At 65.6% G+C, this 20,578-nt stretch carries 14 protein-coding genes and 1 tRNA gene; 8 read left to right on the top strand and 7 right to left on the bottom strand.

All coding sequences use genetic code 11. The features are described 5' to 3' along the window. Window positions 1-211 precede the first annotated feature (211 nt). Both J2S73_RS06020 and J2S73_RS06015 read left to right on the top strand, forming a co-directional pair. Entirely contained in the window at window positions 212-4,648 is a 4,437-nt protein-coding gene (locus J2S73_RS06020) for a glycosyl hydrolase (RefSeq protein ID WP_306884540.1), read from the top strand. A 325-nt stretch (window positions 4,649-4,973) separates the two neighbouring features. Beyond that, window positions 4,974-6,926 carry an alkyl sulfatase dimerization domain-containing protein gene (locus J2S73_RS06015; protein ID WP_306884539.1) on the top strand — a complete coding sequence of 651 codons (1,953 nt, stop codon included), beginning with the start codon at window positions 4,974-4,976 and terminating at the stop codon, window positions 6,924-6,926. 268 nt (window positions 6,927-7,194) lie between these two features. Here the strand turns inward: J2S73_RS06015 and J2S73_RS06010 are convergent, their stop codons facing one another. Continuing rightward, a complete protein-coding gene (locus J2S73_RS06010) occupies window positions 7,195-8,922 on the bottom strand; it encodes a DUF262 domain-containing protein (protein ID WP_306884538.1) in 1,728 nt (575 codons plus the stop codon). Between the two features lie 460 nt (window positions 8,923-9,382). Next, window positions 9,383-9,458: transfer RNA gene (locus J2S73_RS06005), tRNA-Ala, on the bottom strand. Window positions 9,459-9,767: 309 nt separating this feature from the next. On the opposite strand from J2S73_RS06005, the gene J2S73_RS06000 reads away from it, so the two are divergent. Further along, on the top strand, window positions 9,768-11,282 hold the full coding sequence (locus J2S73_RS06000; RefSeq protein WP_306884537.1) for an MDR family MFS transporter: 1,515 nt from the start codon (window positions 9,768-9,770) through the stop codon (window positions 11,280-11,282). 58 nt (window positions 11,283-11,340) lie between these two features. Here J2S73_RS06000 and J2S73_RS05995 read toward each other — a convergent pair whose 3' ends face one another. The 3 genes from J2S73_RS05995 to J2S73_RS05985 all read right to left on the bottom strand — a co-directional run bounded on the left by J2S73_RS05995 (window position 11,341) and on the right by J2S73_RS05985 (window position 13,643). Continuing rightward, window positions 11,341-12,438 carry an FAD-dependent oxidoreductase gene (locus J2S73_RS05995; protein WP_306884536.1) on the bottom strand — a complete coding sequence of 366 codons (1,098 nt, stop codon included), beginning with the start codon at window positions 12,436-12,438 and terminating at the stop codon, window positions 11,341-11,343. Window positions 12,439-12,579: 141 nt separating this feature from the next. Further along, window positions 12,580-13,293, bottom strand: coding sequence for an LrgB family protein (locus J2S73_RS05990; protein ID WP_306884535.1), 714 nt, complete (start codon window positions 13,291-13,293; stop codon window positions 12,580-12,582). Continuing rightward, window positions 13,293-13,643 (bottom strand): CidA/LrgA family protein, encoded by a 351-nt coding sequence (locus tag J2S73_RS05985; protein WP_306884534.1) that lies wholly within the window; start codon window positions 13,641-13,643, stop codon window positions 13,293-13,295. Before J2S73_RS05985 ends, J2S73_RS05990 begins: the two co-directional genes overlap by 1 nt. Before the next feature lie 177 nt (window positions 13,644-13,820). Here J2S73_RS05985 and J2S73_RS05980 point away from each other — a divergent pair, with 177 nt between their 5' ends. Together J2S73_RS05980 and J2S73_RS05975 are read left to right on the top strand one after the other, a co-directional pair. Next, a complete protein-coding gene (locus J2S73_RS05980) occupies window positions 13,821-15,842 on the top strand; it encodes an acetyl-CoA carboxylase biotin carboxylase subunit (RefSeq protein ID WP_306884533.1) in 2,022 nt (673 codons plus the stop codon). A gap of 146 nt (window positions 15,843-15,988) precedes the next feature. After that, on the top strand, window positions 15,989-16,270 hold the full coding sequence (locus tag J2S73_RS05975; RefSeq protein WP_306884532.1) for an acylphosphatase: 282 nt from the start codon (window positions 15,989-15,991) through the stop codon (window positions 16,268-16,270). A gap of 14 nt (window positions 16,271-16,284) precedes the next feature. Here the strand turns inward: J2S73_RS05975 and J2S73_RS05970 are convergent, their stop codons facing one another. Beyond that, a complete protein-coding gene (locus J2S73_RS05970) occupies window positions 16,285-17,226 on the bottom strand; it encodes an ornithine cyclodeaminase family protein (RefSeq protein WP_306884531.1) in 942 nt (313 codons plus the stop codon). Window positions 17,227-17,359: 133 nt separating this feature from the next. Here J2S73_RS05970 and J2S73_RS05965 point away from each other — a divergent pair, with 133 nt between their 5' ends. Then, window positions 17,360-18,724 (top strand): nicotinate phosphoribosyltransferase, encoded by a 1,365-nt coding sequence (locus tag J2S73_RS05965; RefSeq protein ID WP_306884530.1) that lies wholly within the window; start codon window positions 17,360-17,362, stop codon window positions 18,722-18,724. A gap of 37 nt (window positions 18,725-18,761) precedes the next feature. Beyond that, window positions 18,762-19,691: a glutaminase gene (locus tag J2S73_RS05960; protein WP_306884529.1), complete on the top strand. Its 930-nt coding sequence runs from the start codon at window positions 18,762-18,764 to the stop codon at window positions 19,689-19,691. 91 nt (window positions 19,692-19,782) lie between these two features. Here the strand turns inward: J2S73_RS05960 and J2S73_RS05955 are convergent, their stop codons facing one another. Then, window positions 19,783-19,956, bottom strand: a complete 174-nt coding sequence (locus tag J2S73_RS05955) for a hypothetical protein (protein WP_306884528.1) — start codon at window positions 19,954-19,956, stop codon at window positions 19,783-19,785. 340 nt (window positions 19,957-20,296) lie between these two features. On the opposite strand from J2S73_RS05955, the gene J2S73_RS05950 reads away from it, so the two are divergent. Further along, entirely contained in the window at window positions 20,297-20,527 is a 231-nt protein-coding gene (locus J2S73_RS05950; RefSeq protein ID WP_306884527.1) for a hypothetical protein, read from the top strand. The last annotated feature ends 51 nt before the right edge of the window (window positions 20,528-20,578 follow it).

Here is a 20,578-nt window from a genome sequence, read left to right as displayed (position 1 = left end):
AAGTGCGGCGACGACCAGGAGTGCAAGTTTATATACGGAAATAGTCTATTAAATTTCTGTAATCATGAAAACAGAGCCGCAAAATGACCTAATTTCCAGCCAGTCGATACATCCTAGGCAGAATATATCCTGAAAGGACGGAAGAGTGGCGAACATCTCAGTGGGTTTGGGGGCATACGCAACGACGATTCCCGAAGGAGGATCGCCTCCGGTGAACCATCTGGGAGAGCCTCTGTCCCCGATGATCGCAGACGGGTTCTCGGGGCCGGTTACCACCAACGACTGGGCCTCCTCCATCGCCTTTTCCGCCTTCGGCGATCCCCATTCGGCGATCATGCACGCCCACCCGTTGTCCATGAAGGCGACGGCGAACGGCCTCAGCATCGGCCACACAGAACAGGCACGCCTGGTGGCCGATGGAGCCAAGTACGAGTTCACCTATCAGCCGGAACTGAAGATCGGCCTTGCCGGGCTGGACGCTGCGAACACGGAGCTGGTCGACGCCGGCGCCTGGAGTGCGACCGCGGGCTGGGACGACGGGTCGGACGGACTGGAGGCGACGTTCGGCCACGGTCTGCCGTTCGTCTATTTCGAGCGGACGCCCGGATCCGGAGACGCCGTCGTCAATCTCGGCGACATCACGCCCGATCCCGATGCCCCGTCCAATCCGCTGGTCTACGAAATCTCGGGTCTCGACGGCGCCTACGACGGCGGCGCGCTGGACTTTCAGCTTCCCGTCGACGCCGGCACCAGCATCGCCGACAGCGCGCGGCTGAAGGTCAGCTACGACTTCAACGGCGACGGGACCGTCGACCGGACCGAACTCTACGACTACCTGCCGACCGACGCCGGCAACGGGTTCGAACTCTATCGCGCCGACCAGGGCCAGAGCAGCGCGACGGGCGCCTTCCAGGAATTCCAGAACGGGTCGGTGAAGCTGGAGCTCTGGAACTCGATCGGCGACGGCACGCTCGCGCTGCGCACCGACACGCCGGCGGACGATCCCCTTGCCTCCTATGTCGACCTGCCGTTCGACGGCACCGCGGGCGCGCGGCTCTATGTGCGTGACGGCGCCTCGGCCGGAGGTCCGGCCGGCGCGCTCTCGCCCCTCCCCGGTTCCGCACCGGCCACGGATGACACAGCCGTTCCGGAGGGGCTCGCAGACTGGGACATCCCCGCCACCCTCTGGCATCTGGACGGCAACGTCGCCGCGCTCACGATCGGCGGCACGTCCTACGGCCTGTTCGCGCCCACCGGCAGCACCTGGATCGTCACCGACGAAGGCCTCCGGTCCGACCTTGGGGGCGGCGCCCATTTTTCGGTCGCGACCCTGCCGGACAACAGCCCTGAGACCCTCGAGCTCTTCAGGCAGCACGCGTACGCCCACGTCACCGACACGACCATGTCCTATTCGGTGGACCCGGCAACCGGCATGGTCACGACCCGGTTCGTGGCGGAAACGGACCTGGTCGACGGCGCACCGGGGCTCTCCGCCGACCCGCTCCTGGCCCTCTACCGGCACCAGTACATCAACTCCAATGCGGACGTTTCGCAGACCCTGACCTACGCCTCGCCGCGCGGAGAGATGCGGCTTCTGGAAGGCGACGGCTTCGACACGGAGATGCAGGCGCGGCCGATCCTTCCGACCCTGCCTGTTGCCGACCCGAACGATGCCCAGCTTGCCGCGCGCGTTCAGGACGCCGCCGATGACCTGGCCGCCCGCCCCATCAAGGTTCCCGCGCTCGACACCTACTGGGCCGGCAAGGAACTCGGCCGCCTGGCCGAACTGGCGGAAATCGCCCATCAGATCGGCGACACCCAGAGCCGCGACCTCTTTCTAGAGACGATGAAGGCGGAGCTTGAGGACTGGTTCACGCCGACCGGCGCCTACGAGGACAAGCACTTCGCCTACAACGCGGAATGGGGGACCCTGCAGGGCTATCCGGCGAGCTTCGGCTCGGACGGGCAGTTGAACGATCACCACTTCCACTATGGCTACTTCGTCCAGGCCGCCGCGACGATCGCCGCATTCGATCCCGCCTGGGCGGCGGACGACGCCTGGGGCGGCATGGTCGACCTTCTGATCGCCGACGTCGCGAACAGCGATGCGGCGCAGACCATGTTCCCGGACCTGCGCAGCTTCGACCCCTATGCCGGTCACAACTGGGCGTCTGGCCACGGTGCGTTCGCCTCCGGCAACAACCAGGAAAGCTCGTCCGAAGCCCTCAACTTCGCCTGGGCCACCGCGCGCTGGGGACAGGCCACCGGCAAGCAGGACACGGCTGACCTGGGCGTGTTCCTGCACACCGTGGAAAGCGAGGCGGTCGCGCAATACTGGTTCGACGTCGACGGCGAGGTGTTTCCCGACGACTACGGCTTCGGCGCCGTCGGCATGGTCTGGGGCGATGGCGCCGATCACCGAACCTTCTTCTCCGCCGACCCGGAAATGATCCGCGGCATCAACTTCCTGCCGATCAACGGATCGAGCCTTCACCTGGGCTGGGACCCCGAGGAAATCCTTCGCAACTACAACGAGATCGTCGAGCTGCGCGGCGGCGAGCCGATCTACTGGTCCGATCTGATCCACCAGTATCTGGCGATGGCCGATCCCGACGCGGCGCAGGCATGGCTCAACGCCAATCCGGGTTTCCAGAGCGAAGGCGGGGATTCCGCGGCCCACGCCCAGGCCTGGATCCAGTCGCTGGGCGCACTCGGCACGCCCGATGCCGGGGTCACGGCCAACTCGCCCTATGCCGCCGCCTTCACCTCGGACGCCGGCACCAGCTACGTGATCAACAACGCCTCCGCGAGCGAGCAAACCGTCACGTTCAGCGACGGAACGGTTCTCACGGTCGGCGCCAACACGCTCTTGACCCGCCATGCCGACGGTACCCAGTCGGCCGTCGTCTTTCCCGCAAGCGACGGGATCGACGGAACCGGAGGTCAGGACGGGTCCGGGGACGGCTCGGGTGATGGCTCGGACGGCGGAACCGGAGACGCCGGCGATGGCGGCGGCACCGGTGATGGAACCGATGGGGGATCTTCGGACGGCACCGGCGATGCCGCTTTCGTTCTGGCCGACGGCGTCCTGACTTTCTCTGACAAAGAGACCGATGTCGCTCTCGCCGGCGGCGGGAGCGGCGCGGTCGACATACCGGGCGACTCCCAGGTCTTTCGCATCGAGGGCCTGACCGGCCAGTTCAACGGCGGCGCCACCAGTTTCGCTCTGGACGTCGACGCCGGGTCGAGCATCGGCGATTCCGTGCAGGTCCAGTTCCGGTACGACTTCAACGGAGACGGCACGGTCGACCGGGTCGAAACCGTCTCCTACTTCGCCACCAACGACACCCCGGGCGTTGAGCGCTACTCCAGCTCCGGCAGCGCGATCAGCGCCGAAGGCGCGTTCGCGGACTTCCAGAACGGTGCCGTGGAAGTGGAGATCTGGAAACCGTTCGGCGCCGGTGCCGTGACCATCGACACCGAAACCGCCCGGATCGCCCTCCCCTTCGACGCGCTGACCACGACCGGCGGGTCGGGATCGGACGGCGGCGGCGGGTCGGATCCCGGCGGCGATACGGGCACCGATGGCGGCGACGGAGGCACCGATGGAGGGTCAGGTCCCGATGTCGGCACGGACGGCTGGAGCCTCAGCGGCAATCGCCTGGTTCTCGATGCCGCCGGCCCCGTCACGATCGCGGCAGCGGCACAGCACTCGGTCGGCACGCCCGAAGCTCCGACGACATGGGTGATCGACGACCTCACCGGCACTAGCACCGGCGCTGCCACGTCCTTCAATCTGCCGATCGACGCGGAAACCGGAGTGGGCAACGCCACCGAGCTCAGGATCAGCATGGACTATGACGGTGACGGCACGGTCGACCGGGTGGAAACCTACAACTACTTCCCGACCGACGCCGCTTCCGGCACCGAAACCTACGCGGAAGATCGCGGCCTGTTCAGCGCCACCGGAGACGTCGGAGACTTCGATGGCGGCTCCGTCACCGTCGAGATCTGGAACGCGTTCGGATCCGACGACGTCATCCTTGATCCCGCGGACGCTTTTATCGACCTCGGCTACGACTTCGGCGCGGAGCCCGTCAGCGATCCCGGGACGGAACCGGGAGGCGATACGGGTGAAGAGGACAGTGGCGGCGATGGCGGCACGACACCCACCGCCTCCGGCACTCTCTACCTGACGGAGACCGGCGACCTGTCCGGTTCGGCGGACGCGACGGCGGAGAGCCTTGCGATCGGAGCGGCCGGATCGGCCCCCCTGGTGTTCGAGGCCGACGGGCTCAATGGGACCCACCAGGCCGGCTCCTCGATGGTGTTCGACTTCCCGATCGATGCCCGCAGCGCAATCGGCAACGGAACTGCCGCCCGCATCTCTTTCGACTTCGACGGCGACGGGACGGCGGACCGGGTGGAGACCTACAACTACAAGGCCACCGACGATCTCGTGGGCAACGAGAGCTACACCGAACAGGCCGGCCTCTGGAGCGTTGCGGGCGCGGACTATGCCGACTTCACGGACGGCTCGGTGACCGTGGAAGTCTGGAACCAGATCGGCAGTGCGGAGACCTGGCTCGACCTGGACAACGGTGACGGTCTCGGCGCCGCGCTGACCCTGCCCTACGACTTCATCTGACCCGAAAACGGCGGCGCGCGCCCCTCGCTGCGCGGCGCCGTCGCCAGCGACCGCAAAGGGCTGCCGCTTGCCAAGAGCGACGGGCAGGATCGGCCCTGAAGCCCGTTGTGGCGCGGTCATGTGAACGATCAGTGCCTTGGCCAGGCCGCCGCGCTGCCGCATGGCCGCCGGGAGCCATTGCAGCCAATCTCCATCGACACGCGGCCATCTCCATCGCAAAAATATCTACCTTTGATATTCGGACTCACCATTATCAGAATACCTTAGATGGTTGCGAAAAATTGTAAAACAAAAGGGGAACGTCATGCCACATGAGAATGACAGAATGGCCGGTCAGCTCGCAGTGGCTTCGCGGGGCCTGGACCGCCGGGAGCTCCTGCTTGGCGGCACATCCATTGTCGGTGCTGCCGTCGCCACCGGGCTGTCCGGTCCGGCCAGCGCCCAAGAGAGGGAGCAAATCGCAAACGTGTTCCCGTCGCGGTACATGAATGCCGCAGACACCCCGCTCGTCACCATCGCCAGGGGAGCGCTGGTCAGCGAGGAGACCGCCAGCTATTGGAACCTGCCGGAGGACTCGCCGCAGCGCGCGTCCTATGACGAGGACATCGTGGTCAAGGCCGCGGACGGAGTCTGGACCTTTGGCAGCGAAAGCATCGTCAATTGCCATGCGGTGGAGGGACCGGAGGGGCTCGTGGTGTACGACACGGGCGACAATCTGGCGGATGGAGCCCATTTCTACGATCTTCTGAGGAGTGCCACGGACGCGCCGATCCGCGCGATTGTCGATTCTCACGAGCACTACGTGGCAGGCGCCAAGGTCTTCATCGAGGCCGAAGCCGAGCGTGGCAACACCGATATCCTGATCATCGGGCATCCCGGCCTGAACGATGCTTATCTGCGGACCGGCGGCGTCTCGGCCGTGCATCCGGAGGTCGGCAGCGTGCTGCTCGCGCGCTCGATCCAGCAATTCAACCTGTACCTGCCAGAGGAAGGTCCCGATAGCAGGTTCAAGAACACCATCATCCCCGGCGCCGGCGGCTTCGTGCCGGTCGATACCCCGGTGGAGGATGGTCAGGAATTGACAGTCGCCGGCATGAAGCTGGTTTTCTATACCGAGGGCGTCGGCACTGACACGACGAACCAGGTCCTGGTCTGGATCCCGGACCGCAAGATCGTGATGAACAACGTGATCTGGGGCATGTTCCCCAATATCTACAGTGCCCGCGGCGGCCGCTACCGTGATCCCACCGGCTGGATCGACTCGGTCGAGATCATCAAGCAGCTGGCCCCCGAGATCCTGCTCAGCACGCACAGCACCACTCTCACTGGCGCCGAGGCGATCACGCAGCGGCTGCAGGACTACCAGGACGGGCTCGCCTTCGTGCGCGATCAGACGCTCAAAGGCATCCTGCTCGGCCAGCGGCCGGATGAACTCAGCTATTCGGTGGTCGTGCCGGAGAGGCTGAAGAATGCGCCGATCCTGGTGCAGAATTACGGTGAAGTGTCGATCATGCCGCCGCGCATATTCACCGCGATCTTCGGCCAGTACGATGGCGACGCGGCGCATCTGCTGAAACTTCATCCCCAGGAGGAAGCGGAGCGCATGGTGGTCGCCATGGGCGGCCCGGACGAGGTGCGCGCGAAGGCGAAGCAGGCGCACGAAGACGGCGACTACCTATGGGCCGCGCAGCTCGGCGACTACCTCGTGATGGCGCAGGACACTCCCGAACACCGTGCGGCGCTCGCCGAGACCCTGCGGCAGATCGGTTACCGCACCGTCTCGACCAACAGCCGGTCGTGGCTGCTGTCGCGGGCGCTGTGGCTCGAAGGCAAGACCCCGATCCTCAAGACGGCGCCGGCGGACCCGGCGTCGCTGGTCACCAACCTTGGCGACTACGTGAACTACTACCGGGTCCGCGTCAGCCCCGATCGCTCGGCGGATACCGACTTGTTGATGACGCTCGCGTTCGAGGATGGTCGCAGCTTCGGTCTTCACGTGCGCCGCAGCCTGGTCGATTTCATCGAGGACGTTCAGAGCGCGCCTCGCCAGCCCGAGGTCGCAGTCGCGATGAAGCCCGAAACCTGGGCACTCGTATTCAACAACCTCGCCGACCCAGCGGCGCTGATCGACAAGGGCGACATCAGCATCACGACCGGCGGCGCGGCGCAGGCCAAGGCGTTCTTTGCGCTTTTCGACCCGGTTTACGACTGGGCCAACGATCCCGCGCTGCAGACGCTCGCCCAGACGATCCAGTACGGGACCACGGCGCCACACTGACCCGTAGGCGGCAGAAAGCTCGAAGGTGGCGGGCGAGCGAGCTTCGTCCGCACCTCCGCCCGTCAGCATCCCGGAAGGCTGCGGGCCGGGCCGACCGGCCGGAGTTCAGTTGGCGATCACCGGTCATCGAGCCAACACCTCCGGCGACATCGCGGTTTCGGGGAGCCGCAGATATAGGTGATCAGCTCGACATAGTCGCCTTATGAGGCCCCCTGGTCGCGCAGGACATAGGCATCGTTCCAAACCTTGGCGACCAGCCGTGTGTTGCTCATGATAAGGCCACTTGTTGCCAAGCCTGAAAATACTCGGTCAGTCGCCATGATTTCGCGAGGCGTTCTAGGACGGTCCGTTGGCGAGCGCGCAAGTCGGTAGGCGTCCAGCTCGGTGCGTTCCGCACCTCTGCGGTGAGGACGAACGCGCAAGTGTCGTCCGGAGCGAAGTACGTATTTTTTTTCTTGTCGAAGTCGTAGTTTTTGGCGGCCCCATTCTTTCGATGAGTGAGAAGCACAAGATTGCCGAGCTTGTGCACAAGCTCACTGTGCTCTTCCTGATCCGGAAACCAGTGGTGCCATTGGGAGCCACCCGAAACTGTCTGCGGGCACACGTGTTCGACCGTAATTGTCGGGTAGTCGTAGGTTGCAGATCCATCGGTCGAGGCTTGCTCAAGTCGCAACAAAAGTGGCTTCACAACGCGCGAAGCCAAGTAGATTGGCCCGTCGAGCGCCGAGAAGAAATGTCGCGCCTCGGCTTCGCTTAGGTCCAGCCCCTCGGACCGATCCCTGCTTTTGGTGCCGCTGGGTTCCAGCATATAGAGGACGTCCGCATAGCGTGCCATCCGCGCGTTTACATCGGCCCGGATGAGAAAAAGATAGTAGGAAAGCCTCTCCAGCTTGAAGACGATCTCCTGCACATCCTCACGTCTGCCTTCTGCGCTCTGTCGGAGGCATAATAGAAGAGGAGGAAGCCAGTCCTTGTTGTCGAGCCGATTGAGCGATCGTACGAGGTCGGCTGTCTTTGGCCCGTATAGCTTGCGCAGGTCTGCGTCATTTGTGGAAAGTATGAAGGCATCTGAAAAAGGCTCGAGAATTTCGCTAATGAATGCGTCAGGCTTTTCCCGAAAAATAGGGACTTGCTCAGGAAAGCCTGTTTCCAGTGCGGCACGCGGCTTCTCGCGTTCAAAAATCATTCGGACGTGCACGAATAGGTCACTGAAGCGATCGCGCCCAAGTGCATTCTCGATGTCCTCCCAGCGCTCCGAGATCGCTTCTTCTTTATCCTCACCGGCCCTTTCCAAAAGATCGGCCTTGAGGATATCGGTCGCAGTCAGGTCCAGTCCGCGAGCGTTCAGCACTGTGAAGATGCGACGCGCCGCAGTGTCGGTGGGAACCTCAACGACAACGAGATAACAGTTCTGGAGAAGGAAACGCACGAGCTCGCTACGACCTGCCTCACCCATTTCAATAAGACGTTCGCGAATAAGGGTGGCGTTCTCGACAATCCTGGCCTTGCTGCCGGAAAGCCCATCGAGTGCAGGCAAACTCAAAGTCGCGTTGCAGGTTTGGACATGCTTCTCGAAAAAGCCTTGGTCCTTCCTGCGAAGCTGAAGGCGAAGTTTTTCCTTCAGTCCAAGATCACTATCTGCAGCCTGTTTGATGAAGCGCTCACGCTTCATCCGGGTTTGCACGTCGTCGGTCAGATCCCGGATCGCACTGAAAAGCATCGTTAGCGTTGTGAGCCGCTGTTGTCCGTCAACAACGCGCGCTTCCGGGCTTCCGTGCTGTTTCACCAGCACGATGCTTCCGAGGAAGTAAAACCCTTCTGTGCGGGATCGAGGCGCCATTGCGTCCTTCAAATCCGCCAGCAATTCTTCAACCTGCTGGCTCTCCCACGCGTATGGGCGCTGATAAGCGGGAACGCTGAATGCGTACTGGTCGGAAAATACATCAGCGACCGTCTTGTGTGCGGCCTCAATGCGCAGATTGGCAAGATCCTGCATTTTGTTCTCCCCCCTCGTATTCAGTAGGCGGACTGCTCCAAATTGATTCAGCAGTCAATGTGCGTGCCCGCGATAAGGACATGCGCGTAGTTCCAGACCTTGGCGACAAGCTGTTCGTTGGACATCAGGAGCCCTAGCAGGATCGGACGAACAGCGGCTTGGTGCGCTCGAAGTCGTCATGGTTCTTGAGAGTGATTTCTAAGTCACCCGTCCCAAAATGGCCGATCGGTGTTTCGGCCTTGATGCGAGCCACCAGGCTGACGGACAATTCCTTGCGCCCGAAGTGCTCAACGAGATCCGGAATGCGTGTCCGGTAATAGTAGGTGCGATTGCAGAGCACGAGCCCCCGAAAGTTTACCCACTTCAGCCATCCTTCACGTGCAACACGTCTGTGTAGCACGCGGAAGAAATTGGCTTTTGAATTCAGCGGCTTCAGGCGAGCCGGGAATTCTGGAGGGGTTGGTGGAGCCGAGGGGAATCGAACCCCTGACCTCTGCAGTGCGATTGCAGCGCTCTCCCATCTGAGCTACGGCCCCGGGGCTTCCGCGGGCGATCGCCGCGCGCAAGCTGGCCGCATCTAGGGTGCACGCCCGGCACCTGTCAAGGCGCTCGCGCACGTCCTCCCCGATCAATCGACGCCCGAAGCCTCTGCGCGTCGCCGTACCGGGAAGGTTCGGCGTGCACCAGGCCGCTCCATCGGCTAAACCGGATGAACGTCCGCGATTGGGTGGGCCCACGCAATCGACCGGAAACGACCCCCGCGTCTTTCGCTCGAGCCGTTTTGTCCGTCAGGCCGGTTCGGCCCGGACGGGCCATGCTCGAGACTCCCGCCATGGAGGCAGCCGATGAGCGGCAGCGATCCGTCGCCGGCCCTGCGGCCGACCGATCCCCATCCCGGTCACCCGACCGACGCGATGCCGCGCGGCCGCGAACTGGTCCTGATTCTGGTCGGCATCATGCTGGCCCTGTTCGTCGCCGCCCTCGACCAGACCGTGATCGTCACGGCCCTGCCCACGATCGCCGCTGATCTGGGCGACGGCGGCTACCTCTCCTGGGTGGTGACCGCCTATCTCCTGACCGCCACGGCGACGGCGCCGCTCTACGGCAAGCTGGCCGACATCAAGGGCCGGCGGTTCGCGCTCTACCTCGCCCTGTTCGTGTTCACGATCGGCTCGGTGATGTGCGCGCTTGCCCCATCCATGCTCGTCCTGGTGATCGCCCGTGGCGTGCAGGGGCTCGGCGCGGGCGGCCTCATGGTCCTGCCGATGACGGTGATCGCCGACGTCATCCCGGCCCGCGAGCGCGGCAAGTATCAAGGGTACATCGCCACCGTGTTCACCCTGTCCAGCCTCGCCGGACCGGTGATCGGCGGAACCCTGGCCGACTTCTTTCACTGGTCGCTGATCTTCTGGATCAACCTTCCCTTCGCGGCCCTGTCCGTCGCCGTCGGCTGGCCCGCCCTGCGCCGTCTGCCGCGCCACGAATGGCCGCACCGGCTCGACCTGATCGGAGCGACGCTGATGATCGCGGCCACCGTCGCCGCCCTGCTGCCGCTCACCTGGGCCGGCAACGCATTCGGCTGGCTGGCGACGCCCACGCTTGTCCTGATCGTCGCGGCCGCAGCGCTGTGGGCGCTTTTTCTGGTGCGCCTGCGGCTCGCCGCGGAACCGCTGATCCCGCTGCAGATCCTCAGGAACCCGGTGGTGGCGACCGGCGTGCTCGCGGCGTTCTTCTCCATGGGCACGTTCATCGGCCTGACCGTGGTGGTCCCGCTCCTGTTCGAGACGCTGCGCGGCTATTCCGCCAGCCAGTCGGGATTTGCGGTCATTCCCTTCATGATCGGAACCGTGATCGGCGCGACCGTCGGCGGTCAGGCGATGTACCGGCTCGAACGCTACAAGCGCGTCTGCGTGATCGGGCTGGGCTGGGCGGCGGCGGCAACGACCGTTTTGGCTGCCGGCTTCGAGCATCTGTCCAATGTCAGCCTGGCGATCTGTTTCGGCCTGGTCAGCCTGGGGATCGGAACGACGTTGCCCATCACCACCGTCTCCGTCCAGAACGCTGTTCAGCCCCACCAGACGGGCACGGTCACTGCGGTGATTTCGTTTTTCCGGCAATTCGGGGGCGCTGTCCTGGCCGCCCTGTTCGGCGCCATCCTGTTGATGGACGCCGGCACCCCGGGCGGCGGTCTGGAAGATCTGGGGGCCCATATCGGGGACGCGCCCGGCCTGGGGCAAGGCTTCCGCTGGATCCTGATCGCAGCCGTCGCGAACCTTCTCATCGCCTTCGTCCTCATGATCCTGCACGAGGAAAGGCCTCTGCGGGGCCGGCCGGATCCCGGCCCTGCCGGCGACGTCTGATCTCTGGTTTTCCCCGGAACGAAGCAGCGCCCTCCCGCGCCGCGGGCATCGCCGCTGGTCAGGGCTTCAGGTCGAACAGGCCGGCGTTTCGGGCCGCGAAGCGGCGATGGATGGGCGGGACCTTGAGCGCGATGCCGGCAAGCCGCGGTCCCAGCGTGCGGACCAGCGGGTTGCGGGCGGTGGCGAATTTTTGAAGCCGGTCGCTTTCCTTGACCACGGTCGCCGCCTTGCGCCAGCGCCATCGCGCCCAGTCGTCGACCCGTCCCGCCCGCAGGAAGCGGGCGAAGGTTACCGCATCCTCGATACCGAGATTCATGCCGCGGCCGCCGGCGGGCGAATGGATGTGGGCCGCGTCGCCTGCCAGCCAGACGCGCCCGGATCCCTGGCGCGGCACATGGCGGTGGCTGACGGTGAAGTCCGAGGTCCAGTGCAGCGCGCCCAGGTGCCAGCTGCGCGGGCACAGATCGAGCACGTTGGGATCGTTGGAGATGAGCCGGTGCCGGCCGGAAGCGATGGGGATCCGGAACAGGATCGGGCGCCCCGGGTCGAGCCGCAGCTCGCCCCACTCCATCGACACCGCCCCATCGATCTCCACATCCGCAAGCGACCAGCTGAACGGGTAGGCCGCTCCTTCGAAGTCCAGCGCCAGGGCCGAGCGCACCGTGGAGTGGGCGCCATCGGCGCCGATCACCCAGTCGAACACCTCCTCCTGCCGGTCATGGTCCGCGCGGAAGGCGACGTGGACCCGGGACGCGTCCTGATAGAGTTCGAGCACACGCACGCCCCGCTCGATCGCCACCTCGTCCATGGCGAGATGGTCGGCAAGGATGGCTTCGGTGCTGCTCTGCGGAAGCCCCAGCATGAAGTTGAACGCGTGGTCGAGCCGGCGCATGTCGACCTGCGCCACGGGCGTACCCTGGGACACCACGGACACGCCGTTCAGGGCGACCCCGGCATCGATCAGGTCGGCGGCGACCCCGAAGTGGTCAAGGAGATCCAGAGTGCGCGCGTTGACGGCGACGGCCCGGGACTCCCGGCTGGGTCCGGAGGACTGATCGACGATGCGGACGTCGAAGCCGGAATGATGGAGGGCCAGTGCGGCCGCCAGCCCGACCGGGCCGGCCCCGACCACGAGCACGCGTTCCGGTTTCACCATGGGTCGTCGTATCTCCAGATCGATCTTGCCTGAACCGGCCAGAGGGGCGATCGCCCCGGACGGTTGCACCGACGGCGGCCGTTGGCAACTGTCCCAACACCACGGTTTCTGACGGGTTCGAACGCCGCGCTGTGCGGTCGATCAGGTCAGCAGAAGCGCCAGCAGCGGCACCGTGACCGCCGTCAGAACGCCGTTGAGACCCATCCCAAGGCCGGCGAAGGTCCCGGCGAGCGACGAGATCTGGAAGGCGCGCGCCGTGCCGATGCCGTGGGCGCAGACGCCGGCTGCAAGCCCCGCCGCGCGCTCGTCGTCCACCCGGACGATCCGCATCAGCGGCGTCAGCACGATCGCCCCCAAAACCCCTGTCGTGATGACCAGGACGGCCGCCAGGCTCGCGATCCCGCCGAGGCGCTCGGCGATGCCCATGGCAATCGGCGTGGTCACCGATTTCGGCGCCAGCGTCATCAGGATGTCGGTGGGCAGGCCGAGGGCGTAGCCGATCGCCAGCGCCGACCCCACCGCCACCAGGGACCCGGCGACCAGCGCGCCAACAAGCGGCACGATCGCGCGACGGACCTGCCCGATATTCTCCACGAACGGAACGGCCAGCGCGACCGTCGCCGGACCGAGCAGGAAATGCACGAACTGCGCCCCCTCGAAATAGACCGGGAAGGATGTGCCGGTGAGCTTGAGGCAGATCACGATGAGGACGGACGCCAGCACGACCGGATTGACCAGCGGTGCGTAGTCGAACCGGGCGGCGGTCCGGTCGGCCGCGAGATAGGCGGCGAGCGTGACCGTCAGCCACAGGAGCGGCCGTTCGGCCAGATAGACCCAGAGGCTTTCCACCGGCATCAATCGTCGCCCCTCTGCGACAGCCGGACGAGAAGACGGAAGGCGATCGCCGTCGCCGACAGCGCCAGCACAATGGAAATCACCAGCGTGATTGCCAGCGCCGCGCCGTACTCCGCAAGCACCGGCCCGTACTGGACGACGCCGACGGCCGCCGGCACGAACAGCAGCGACAGGTTGCGCAGCACACCATGGGCGACCGGCGGCAGGAAATCCGGAATGCCGCGCCACAGGAGCCACGCGGCCAGAAGCGCCGCTCCGACAACGGGACCGGGAAGCGGGAGGCCGAGAAGCCGGACGACGATCTCTCCGGCAAGTTGGCATCCAAGCAGAACGACGAGCGCGCCAATCATCGCATCCTCTCTCGCAGCATCCGTCGACCGAGCGCCTTGCGGCCCGGCCTCGAACACATTGTCCAATCCGGCGGTTTCGTATAGCGACGTGGCGTGAACAAATATCATGCGCCGGGGAGGGGTGGGCCGATGGTCGTCGGCATCGCGGGACCGGCTCTGGGACGGGAAGGCTGAGCGATGTTCGACAAGATCCTGATTGCCAACCGCGGTGAGATCGCCTGTCGCGTGATCCGCACCTGCCGTCGTTTGGGGATCGGGACCGTCGCCGTCTATTCCGACGCCGACAAGGACGCGCTCCACGTGGAGATGGCGGACGAAGCCGTCGCCATCGGCCCCTCGGCGGCGTCCGAATCCTATCTCGTCATCGACAAGATCGTCGATGCCTGCCGCCAGACCGGCGCCCAAGCCGTCCATCCCGGCTACGGCTTCCTGTCCGAACGCGCCGCCTTCGCCGAAGCACTGGCGGCCGCCGGCATCGTCTTCATCGGCCCGAACAAGGGGGCGATCGAGGCGATGGGCGACAAGATCACCTCGAAGATCAAGGCCAAGGAGGCCGGCGTGTCCACGGTGCCGGGGTCGGCCGGCATCATCGCGACGCCGGAAGAGGCCGTGGAGATCGCACGGGAAATCGGCTTTCCGGTGATGATCAAGGCGTCCGCCGGCGGCGGCGGCAAGGGCATGCGCATCGCCAGGACGGAATCGGAAGTGGCCGACGGGTTCGCCCGCGCCCGCTCCGAGGCGGCCTCGTCGTTCGGCGACGACCGCGTCTTCATCGAGAAGTTCATCGTCAATCCGCGCCACATCGAGATCCAGGTGCTGGGCGACAAGCACGGCAACGCGATCTTCCTGGGCGAGCGCGAGTGCTCCATCCAGCGCCGGAACCAGAAGGTGGTGGAGGAAGCCCCCTCCCCGCTCTTCGACCAGGACGACGAGACCCGCGCGAAGATGGGCGCCCAGGCCGTCGCCCTGGCCCAGGCGGTCGGCTACGATTCCGCCGGCACCGTCGAGTTCGTCGCCGGCCAGGACAAGAGCTTCTACTTCCTGGAGATGAACACGCGCCTCCAGGTGGAGCATCCGGTGACCGAGCTGGTGACCGGGGTCGATCTGGTCGAGCAGATGATCCGGGTCGCGGCCGGCGAGAAGCTCCAGATCGCCCAGGAGGACGTGAAGCTCGACGGGTGGGCGATCGAAACGCGCCTTTACGCCGAGGATCCGTTCCGCGGCTTCCTGCCCTCCACCGGCCGCCTCACCCGCTACCAGACCCCGGCCGACGAGGTGCTCGGCGGGTCGAAGGTGCGTGTCGACACCGGCGTCGTCGAAGGCTCCGAGATCACGCTTTTCTACGATCCGATGATCGCCAAGATGATCACCCATGCCCCCACCCGGCTCGGCGCCGTCCATGCGATGAGCGAGGCCCTCGACCGGACGATCGTGGACGGCATCCGCCACAACATCCCCTTCCTGTCGGCTTTGATGGCACACCCGCGCTGGCAGTCGGGGAACCTGTCGACGAACTTCATCGACGAGGAATTTCCCGACGGCTTCACCGGCGGCGTGCTGGACGCCCAGGCCAAGCGCATCCTCGCCTCCGTCGCCGTCTCCGCGGAACTCATCAGGGCCGACCGCAAGCGCAAGCTTCCCGGCCAGCTCCGCCGCGATCCCGCGCCGGTCGCGACCGACTGGGTGGTCGATATCGCCGGGGAAAAGCTCCCGGTCGCGATCGTCGACGGACAGCCCGGGCTGCCCATCGCCCTGGGTCTCAGGATCGGGGACGAGACCGATCCGGTTCAGGTCAGCGCCGACTGGCGCCCGGGCCAGATCCTGTGGTCGGGCAACGTCGGATCGGAGACGGTCTCCGCCCAGCTGCGGCCCGGCCTGAACGGCTACGAAATCTCCTGGCGCGGCGTATCGGCCGAGGTGCGCGTCCTGCTGCCGCGCGTCGCCGAACTCGACGACCTGATGCCGGAAAAGGTGGTGGCCGACACCTCCAAGATGCTCCTGTGCCCGATGCCCGGCCTTGTCGTGTCCATCGAGGTCCAGGAGGGCCAGGAGGTCCAACCGGGCGAGACGCTCGCCATCGTGGAAGCCATGAAGATGGAGAACGTGCTGCGCGCCGAACTCCCCCTCACGGTGAAGAGCATCAACGCTAAGAAGGGCGACAGCCTCGCCGTTGATGCGATCATCATGGAATTCGAGTAGGGTTGTTCCGACACTCCCCGATCCCCTGCTTGAAGACGGCGGCGCGGTACGGATCGCCATCGTCTGCCACGCAGGCCCGGACACCGAACGCCGTTCAAGCTGCTTCAGCTTGAAAGGGACATGCTCAAGAGCCCGAGGAGGCTGCCATGAGCGACCGAAGCGTGCATGTCGTCATTTCCGGTGTCGTCCAGGGCGTGGGCTACCGGGCCTGGCTGTCCCAGCTGGCCGACGCCTACGAGCTCGGCGGCTGGGTGCGGAACCGGCTGACCGGCGAGGTCGAGGCGGTGCTGTCCGGCCCGAGCGAGGTCGTCGCAGAGGTGCTGCGGGAATGCCACAAGGGCCCGCGCGGCGCCCGCGTGTCTTCCGTCCATGTTCAGGAAAGCCGCCACCCGGTGACGTCGCCCTTCGAGGTTCTCGACACCAACTGACCGCAGCGGTCGGCTCAGACCTCCGATCCGACCCCCTGATCCAACACGTGGCGCGCGACCATCAGGTCCAGATGCGCCCCGCCCCCGTTCTTGCACACGGTGATCTCGTCGGCCGAGGCGCGCCCCGCCGCACCCCCGGCCAGGTCGAAATAGTCCGCGATCACGTCCGCTTCGGAGATGACGCCGCGCTCCATCGGATCGATCAGTTCGCCGATTTCGCCGATGGTCGTCTTCCGGCAGTCGACGAAGAGCCGCCCGCGGGTCAGGACCGCGTCGTCGGCCTCGCGCATCGTCGGCGTGAAGGCGCCGACCAGATCGACATGGGTGCCCGGCCGAAGCAGCTCGCCCTTCAGCACCGGCTTCTCCGACATGGTTGCCGTCGTGACGAGGTCCGCCTCCGGGATCGCGGCATCCAGATCCTCGGTCACCCGGATCTCCACCCCCAGATCCGTCAGCCGCTCGGCGAGCGCATCCGCCCGGGCCCGTGTGCGATTGTGGATGGTCACCCGCGACAGGGACGGCCGGACGGCGCAATGGGCGCGGATCAGCGGCTCCGCCATGTTGCCGGCGCCCACCATCAGCATCGACGCAATATCCGGGCGGGCGAGCAGATCGGCGCCCAGCGCCGAATCGGCCGCCGTCTTCCAGGCGGTCAGCGCCACCCCGTCGACCAGCGCGGCGGGCTCTCCGGTGGCCTCGTCGAAGACCAGCATCGATCCCTGGACGGAGGGGCGCGCCGGACTGGAAGCGGGATTGTCCGGATAGACGGTCACCGCCTTGACGCCGGCCCCGAGACCGCCGAGCCAGGCGGAGCGGACGAGAAACTTCCGGCCGTTCGACGTCAGAAGCGTATCGCCCAGCTCCGCGCCGCCGGTTGCGTGCGCCGCCTTCAGCGCCGCCACCAGAGGCTTCCAGGCGAGGCTGTCGTTGATGTCGGCGGCGGAGACGATGCGCATGTCCGGTCCTTTCGCTTCGATCGTGCCGGCAGGTCGCACCGCTTCGCCAATGCGTTGTTGACACGACCCGCCGGGCCGGCCTCAAACACACGGCACACCCAATCGGCCTGCCGTTCCCTTCACGAGGCGCACGATGGCACTTCCCCCGCTCGGGATCCCCTACGACGACGCGGCGATCTTCACCGACCTGTACCAGCTGTCCATGCTCCAGTCCTACTACCGCGAGGGCATGGAGGGCGAGGCCGTCTTCACGCTGTTCTTCCGCAAGCTGCCGGAGACCCGGAACTACATGCTGGCCGCCGGTCTCGATCCGGTGCTGGAATATCTGGAGACCCTCCACTTCTCCGGGGAGGCCCTCGCCTATCTGGAAAGCACCGGCCGGTTCGAGGCGGCGTTCCTGGATCAGCTGACCGGCTTCCGCTTCACCGGCAGCGTCCGCGCGGTCGCCGAGGGCACGCCGGTCTTCCCCCACGCCCCGATTCTGGAAATCGCGGCGCCGATCGCCGAAGCCCAGCTGATCGAGACGCTCCTGATCAACCAGATTACCGTGTCGACCATCCTCGCCTCGAAGGCCGCAAGGGTGGTGGAGGCCGCGAAGGGCCGGCCCGTGATCGATTTCGGCACGCGCCGGGCCCATGGCTTTGACGCCGGCAACAAGGCCGCCCGGTCCGCCTACATCGCCGGCTGCGTGTCCACCGCGAACGTGCTCGCCGGAAAGCTCTACGATCTGCCGATCGCCGGAACCATGGCCCACTCCTATGTCGAGGCCTGGAAGGACGAGTACGAGGCCTTCCGCCATTTCGTCTCGCTCTATCCGGAGACCGTGCTCCTCATCGACACCTACGATCCGATCCAGGGCGTGGAGAACGTGATCCGGCTCTCCCGCGAACTCGGCGACGGGTTCCGCGTGCGGGCGGTGCGGCTCGATTCCGGTGATCTTGCGGAGCTGTCGAAGGAGGTGCGCCGCCGCCTCGACGCGGCAGGTCTCAACGCCGTGGAGATCGTCGTCTCCGGTGGCCTGGACGAATACCGGGTCGCAGACCTGATCGCCGCCGATGCGCCGATCAACGGCTTCGGCGTCGGCACGAGGCTGACCACCTCCTCCGACGCAGCCGAGCTGGACATCGCCTACAAGCTCGCGGCCTACGACGGCGAGGGGCGCATGAAGCTCTCGCCGCTCAGGAAGAACCTTCCGGGCGCCAAGCAGGTCGCGCGCGTGGAAGAGGATGGGACCGCCGTGCGCGACATCGTCTGCCGTGACACCGAGACCGGCTTCGGCCGGCCGCTTCTGGAAACGGTCATGATCGACGGCGAGCGGACCGACGCCGGCCGGCGCAGCCTCGATCAGATGCGCGAGACGGCCCGTACCGAGATTGCCCGCCTGCCGGCCCCCTTGCGCGAACTCGCCCCGGCTGAAACCCCTTATGCAGTCGTGGTGAGCGACGAGCTGACCCGCTACACCGACGCCATCGAGACCGAACTCTCCGCAAAGACATGAGCGCGGCAGGAAAGCAGCGCCCCGGGAGGAAACACGTATGAACGGTGAGGCTTCCGCGCTGGCCCCCTTGCTGGCCGAGATCGCGAACGATGCGCCGCGCTACTACGGACAGGGCCGGGTCAACACCAGCATTCCGAAGCTGGCGGCGGTCGACCCGAACCAGTTCGCCATCGCCGTCGCGACGCTTGACGGTGACGTGGCGACCGCCGGCTCGGCGAACGTCCCCTTCTCGATCCAGTCCATCTCAAAGGTGTTCAGCCTCTGCCTCGCCCTCAGCTATGTCGGCGAGGATCTCTGGGATCGGGTCGGCCGAAACCCGTCGGGCATGCGGTTCAATTCGCTGACCCGGGTCGAGCTGGAAAAGGGCCGCCCGGCCAATCCGTTCGTGAACCCCGGCGCGCTTGTCGTCGCCGACTGCCTGGTGGAGCGGGCGGCAACCCCAATTCACACCTTCGTCGGCTATCTCCGCAAGTTCGCGAAATCGGCCCGCATCGGCATCGACTACGACGTCGCGCGGAGCGAGCTGTCGATGGCGTTCCGCAATTTCGCCGCCGCCTCCCTGCTCAAGGATTACGGCAACCTGCACGGCGATCCGAACGGGATCGTGTACGCCTACACCCACTTCTGCGCGGCCACGATGAGCTGTGTCGAACTCGCGAGGGCGGCGCTTCCGCTGGCGAACGAGGGCCGCGACCCGGCCACGGGCCAGGAATTGCTGCCGCCCGGACGGTCACGGCGGATCAACGCCTTGATGCTGACCTGCGGGCTCTACGACGCGGCGGGCGACTTCGCCTATCGGGTCGGCCTGCCGGCCAAGAGCGGTGTGGGAGGGGCGATTGTCGCGGTCGTGCCGAACCGGATGGCGATTTCCGTCTGGTCGCCCGAACTCGACGAACTGGGCAACTCCGTGGCCGGCTTTGCGGCGCTGGAGCGGCTGGCGCGGGAGGCCGACCTGTCGGTTTTCTAGGGCGCCGATTTACCGAAACGGTCCGCTGGGGGCGTGAATTTCGACTGCCGGCCGAAAGACCCGGCCGGCAATCAAGCTGAACACGAAAATGTCAGTCGTCGCGGCCGGTGATGGAAGGCGACACGGCCGGATCACTGGCGGGGAAGGTCTCCTCCAGAGCCTCGTCGAGATCCTCGGACCGCTCTTTCTTCTTCTTCGGATCCTTCTCTTCCTTGGCCTTGTCGGCTTCCCGGTTGTCGGTGTCTCGCGTCTTCGGGTCACTCATTTCGTACGCCTTTCGTCAAAAATTCGGGACGGGATTGCAGGCGGTCGCTTTACCCATCCGGCCCCCGCGGCTCTCCGCATCGGCTGCAGCGCCTCCGGGACGTAATTCCGTTCCCGACGCGCCGCGCGGATTGCTCCTCACCATACCAAACGCGAAATTCGGCTCTCGGGTTCCGGTCATGTGGCGTCGGCATCTGCGCCTTTCGGAACCGTATCCGACCCCCGAACGTTTTAATTCGTAAATTTTCGATCCGACGGTCGTTCTGAAGCGTATTTCAGAGGAAATGGCGATGCCAAGATCGCCACACGCAAGACCACCGGATTGCCAGAAGAGGATCTCAATGGCCGAGCAAATGAAGAATACCAGCCCCCGCGTTGACGGTCAGCGTGCGCGGCAGGGAAACTCCGGGCTCGGAGTCAAATATGTGCTGATCATAGGGATCGTCGCCTTCGCGGTATTCGGATTCGCGGCTTGGTTTTACTTCCAAGCAACGCCGAACGAAGCCATTGCCCCGGCGCCGTCCCAAACCACCACGATTGCGCCGGAAAATGGCGGATCGGGAACCCAGTAGCCGTGAACCGGCAAAGCCCCATATGGCAGCCGGGCGGCCGTGCGTGGCGCG

This window comes from Amorphus orientalis (genome assembly GCF_030814015.1).
Classification (GTDB): domain Bacteria; phylum Pseudomonadota; class Alphaproteobacteria; order Rhizobiales; family Amorphaceae; genus Amorphus; species Amorphus orientalis.
The sequence above is the reverse complement of the archived record's forward strand: the minus strand, read 5'-3'. Positions and strand labels throughout refer to the sequence as shown.

Bases quoted from the DNA above. Each gene is read 5' to 3' on its own strand.
- J2S73_RS05985 (WP_306884534.1), bottom strand. From the start codon at position 13,643: ATGATTGGCGCGCTCGTCGTTCTGCTTGGATGCCAACTTGCCGGAGAG.
- J2S73_RS06000 (WP_306884537.1), top strand. From the start codon at position 9,768: ATGAGCGGCAGCGATCCGTCGCCGGCCCTGCGGCCGACCGATCCCCAT.
- J2S73_RS06010 (WP_306884538.1), bottom strand. From the start codon at position 8,922: ATGCAGGATCTTGCCAATCTGCGCATTGAGGCCGCACACAAGACGGTC.
- J2S73_RS05995 (WP_306884536.1), bottom strand. From the start codon at position 12,438: ATGGTGAAACCGGAACGCGTGCTCGTGGTCGGGGCCGGCCCGGTCGGG.
- J2S73_RS05960 (WP_306884529.1), top strand. From the start codon at position 18,762: ATGAACGGTGAGGCTTCCGCGCTGGCCCCCTTGCTGGCCGAGATCGCG.
- J2S73_RS05990 (WP_306884535.1), bottom strand. From the start codon at position 13,293: ATGCCGGTGGAAAGCCTCTGGGTCTATCTGGCCGAACGGCCGCTCCTG.
- J2S73_RS05965 (WP_306884530.1), top strand. From the start codon at position 17,360: ATGGCACTTCCCCCGCTCGGGATCCCCTACGACGACGCGGCGATCTTC.
- J2S73_RS05970 (WP_306884531.1), bottom strand. From the start codon at position 17,226: ATGCGCATCGTCTCCGCCGCCGACATCAACGACAGCCTCGCCTGGAAG.
- J2S73_RS05980 (WP_306884533.1), top strand. From the start codon at position 13,821: ATGTTCGACAAGATCCTGATTGCCAACCGCGGTGAGATCGCCTGTCGC.
- J2S73_RS05950 (WP_306884527.1), top strand. From the start codon at position 20,297: ATGGCCGAGCAAATGAAGAATACCAGCCCCCGCGTTGACGGTCAGCGT.
- J2S73_RS05955 (WP_306884528.1), bottom strand. From the start codon at position 19,956: ATGAGTGACCCGAAGACGCGAGACACCGACAACCGGGAAGCCGACAAG.
- J2S73_RS06015 (WP_306884539.1), top strand. From the start codon at position 4,974: ATGGCCGGTCAGCTCGCAGTGGCTTCGCGGGGCCTGGACCGCCGGGAG.
- J2S73_RS05975 (WP_306884532.1), top strand. From the start codon at position 15,989: ATGAGCGACCGAAGCGTGCATGTCGTCATTTCCGGTGTCGTCCAGGGC.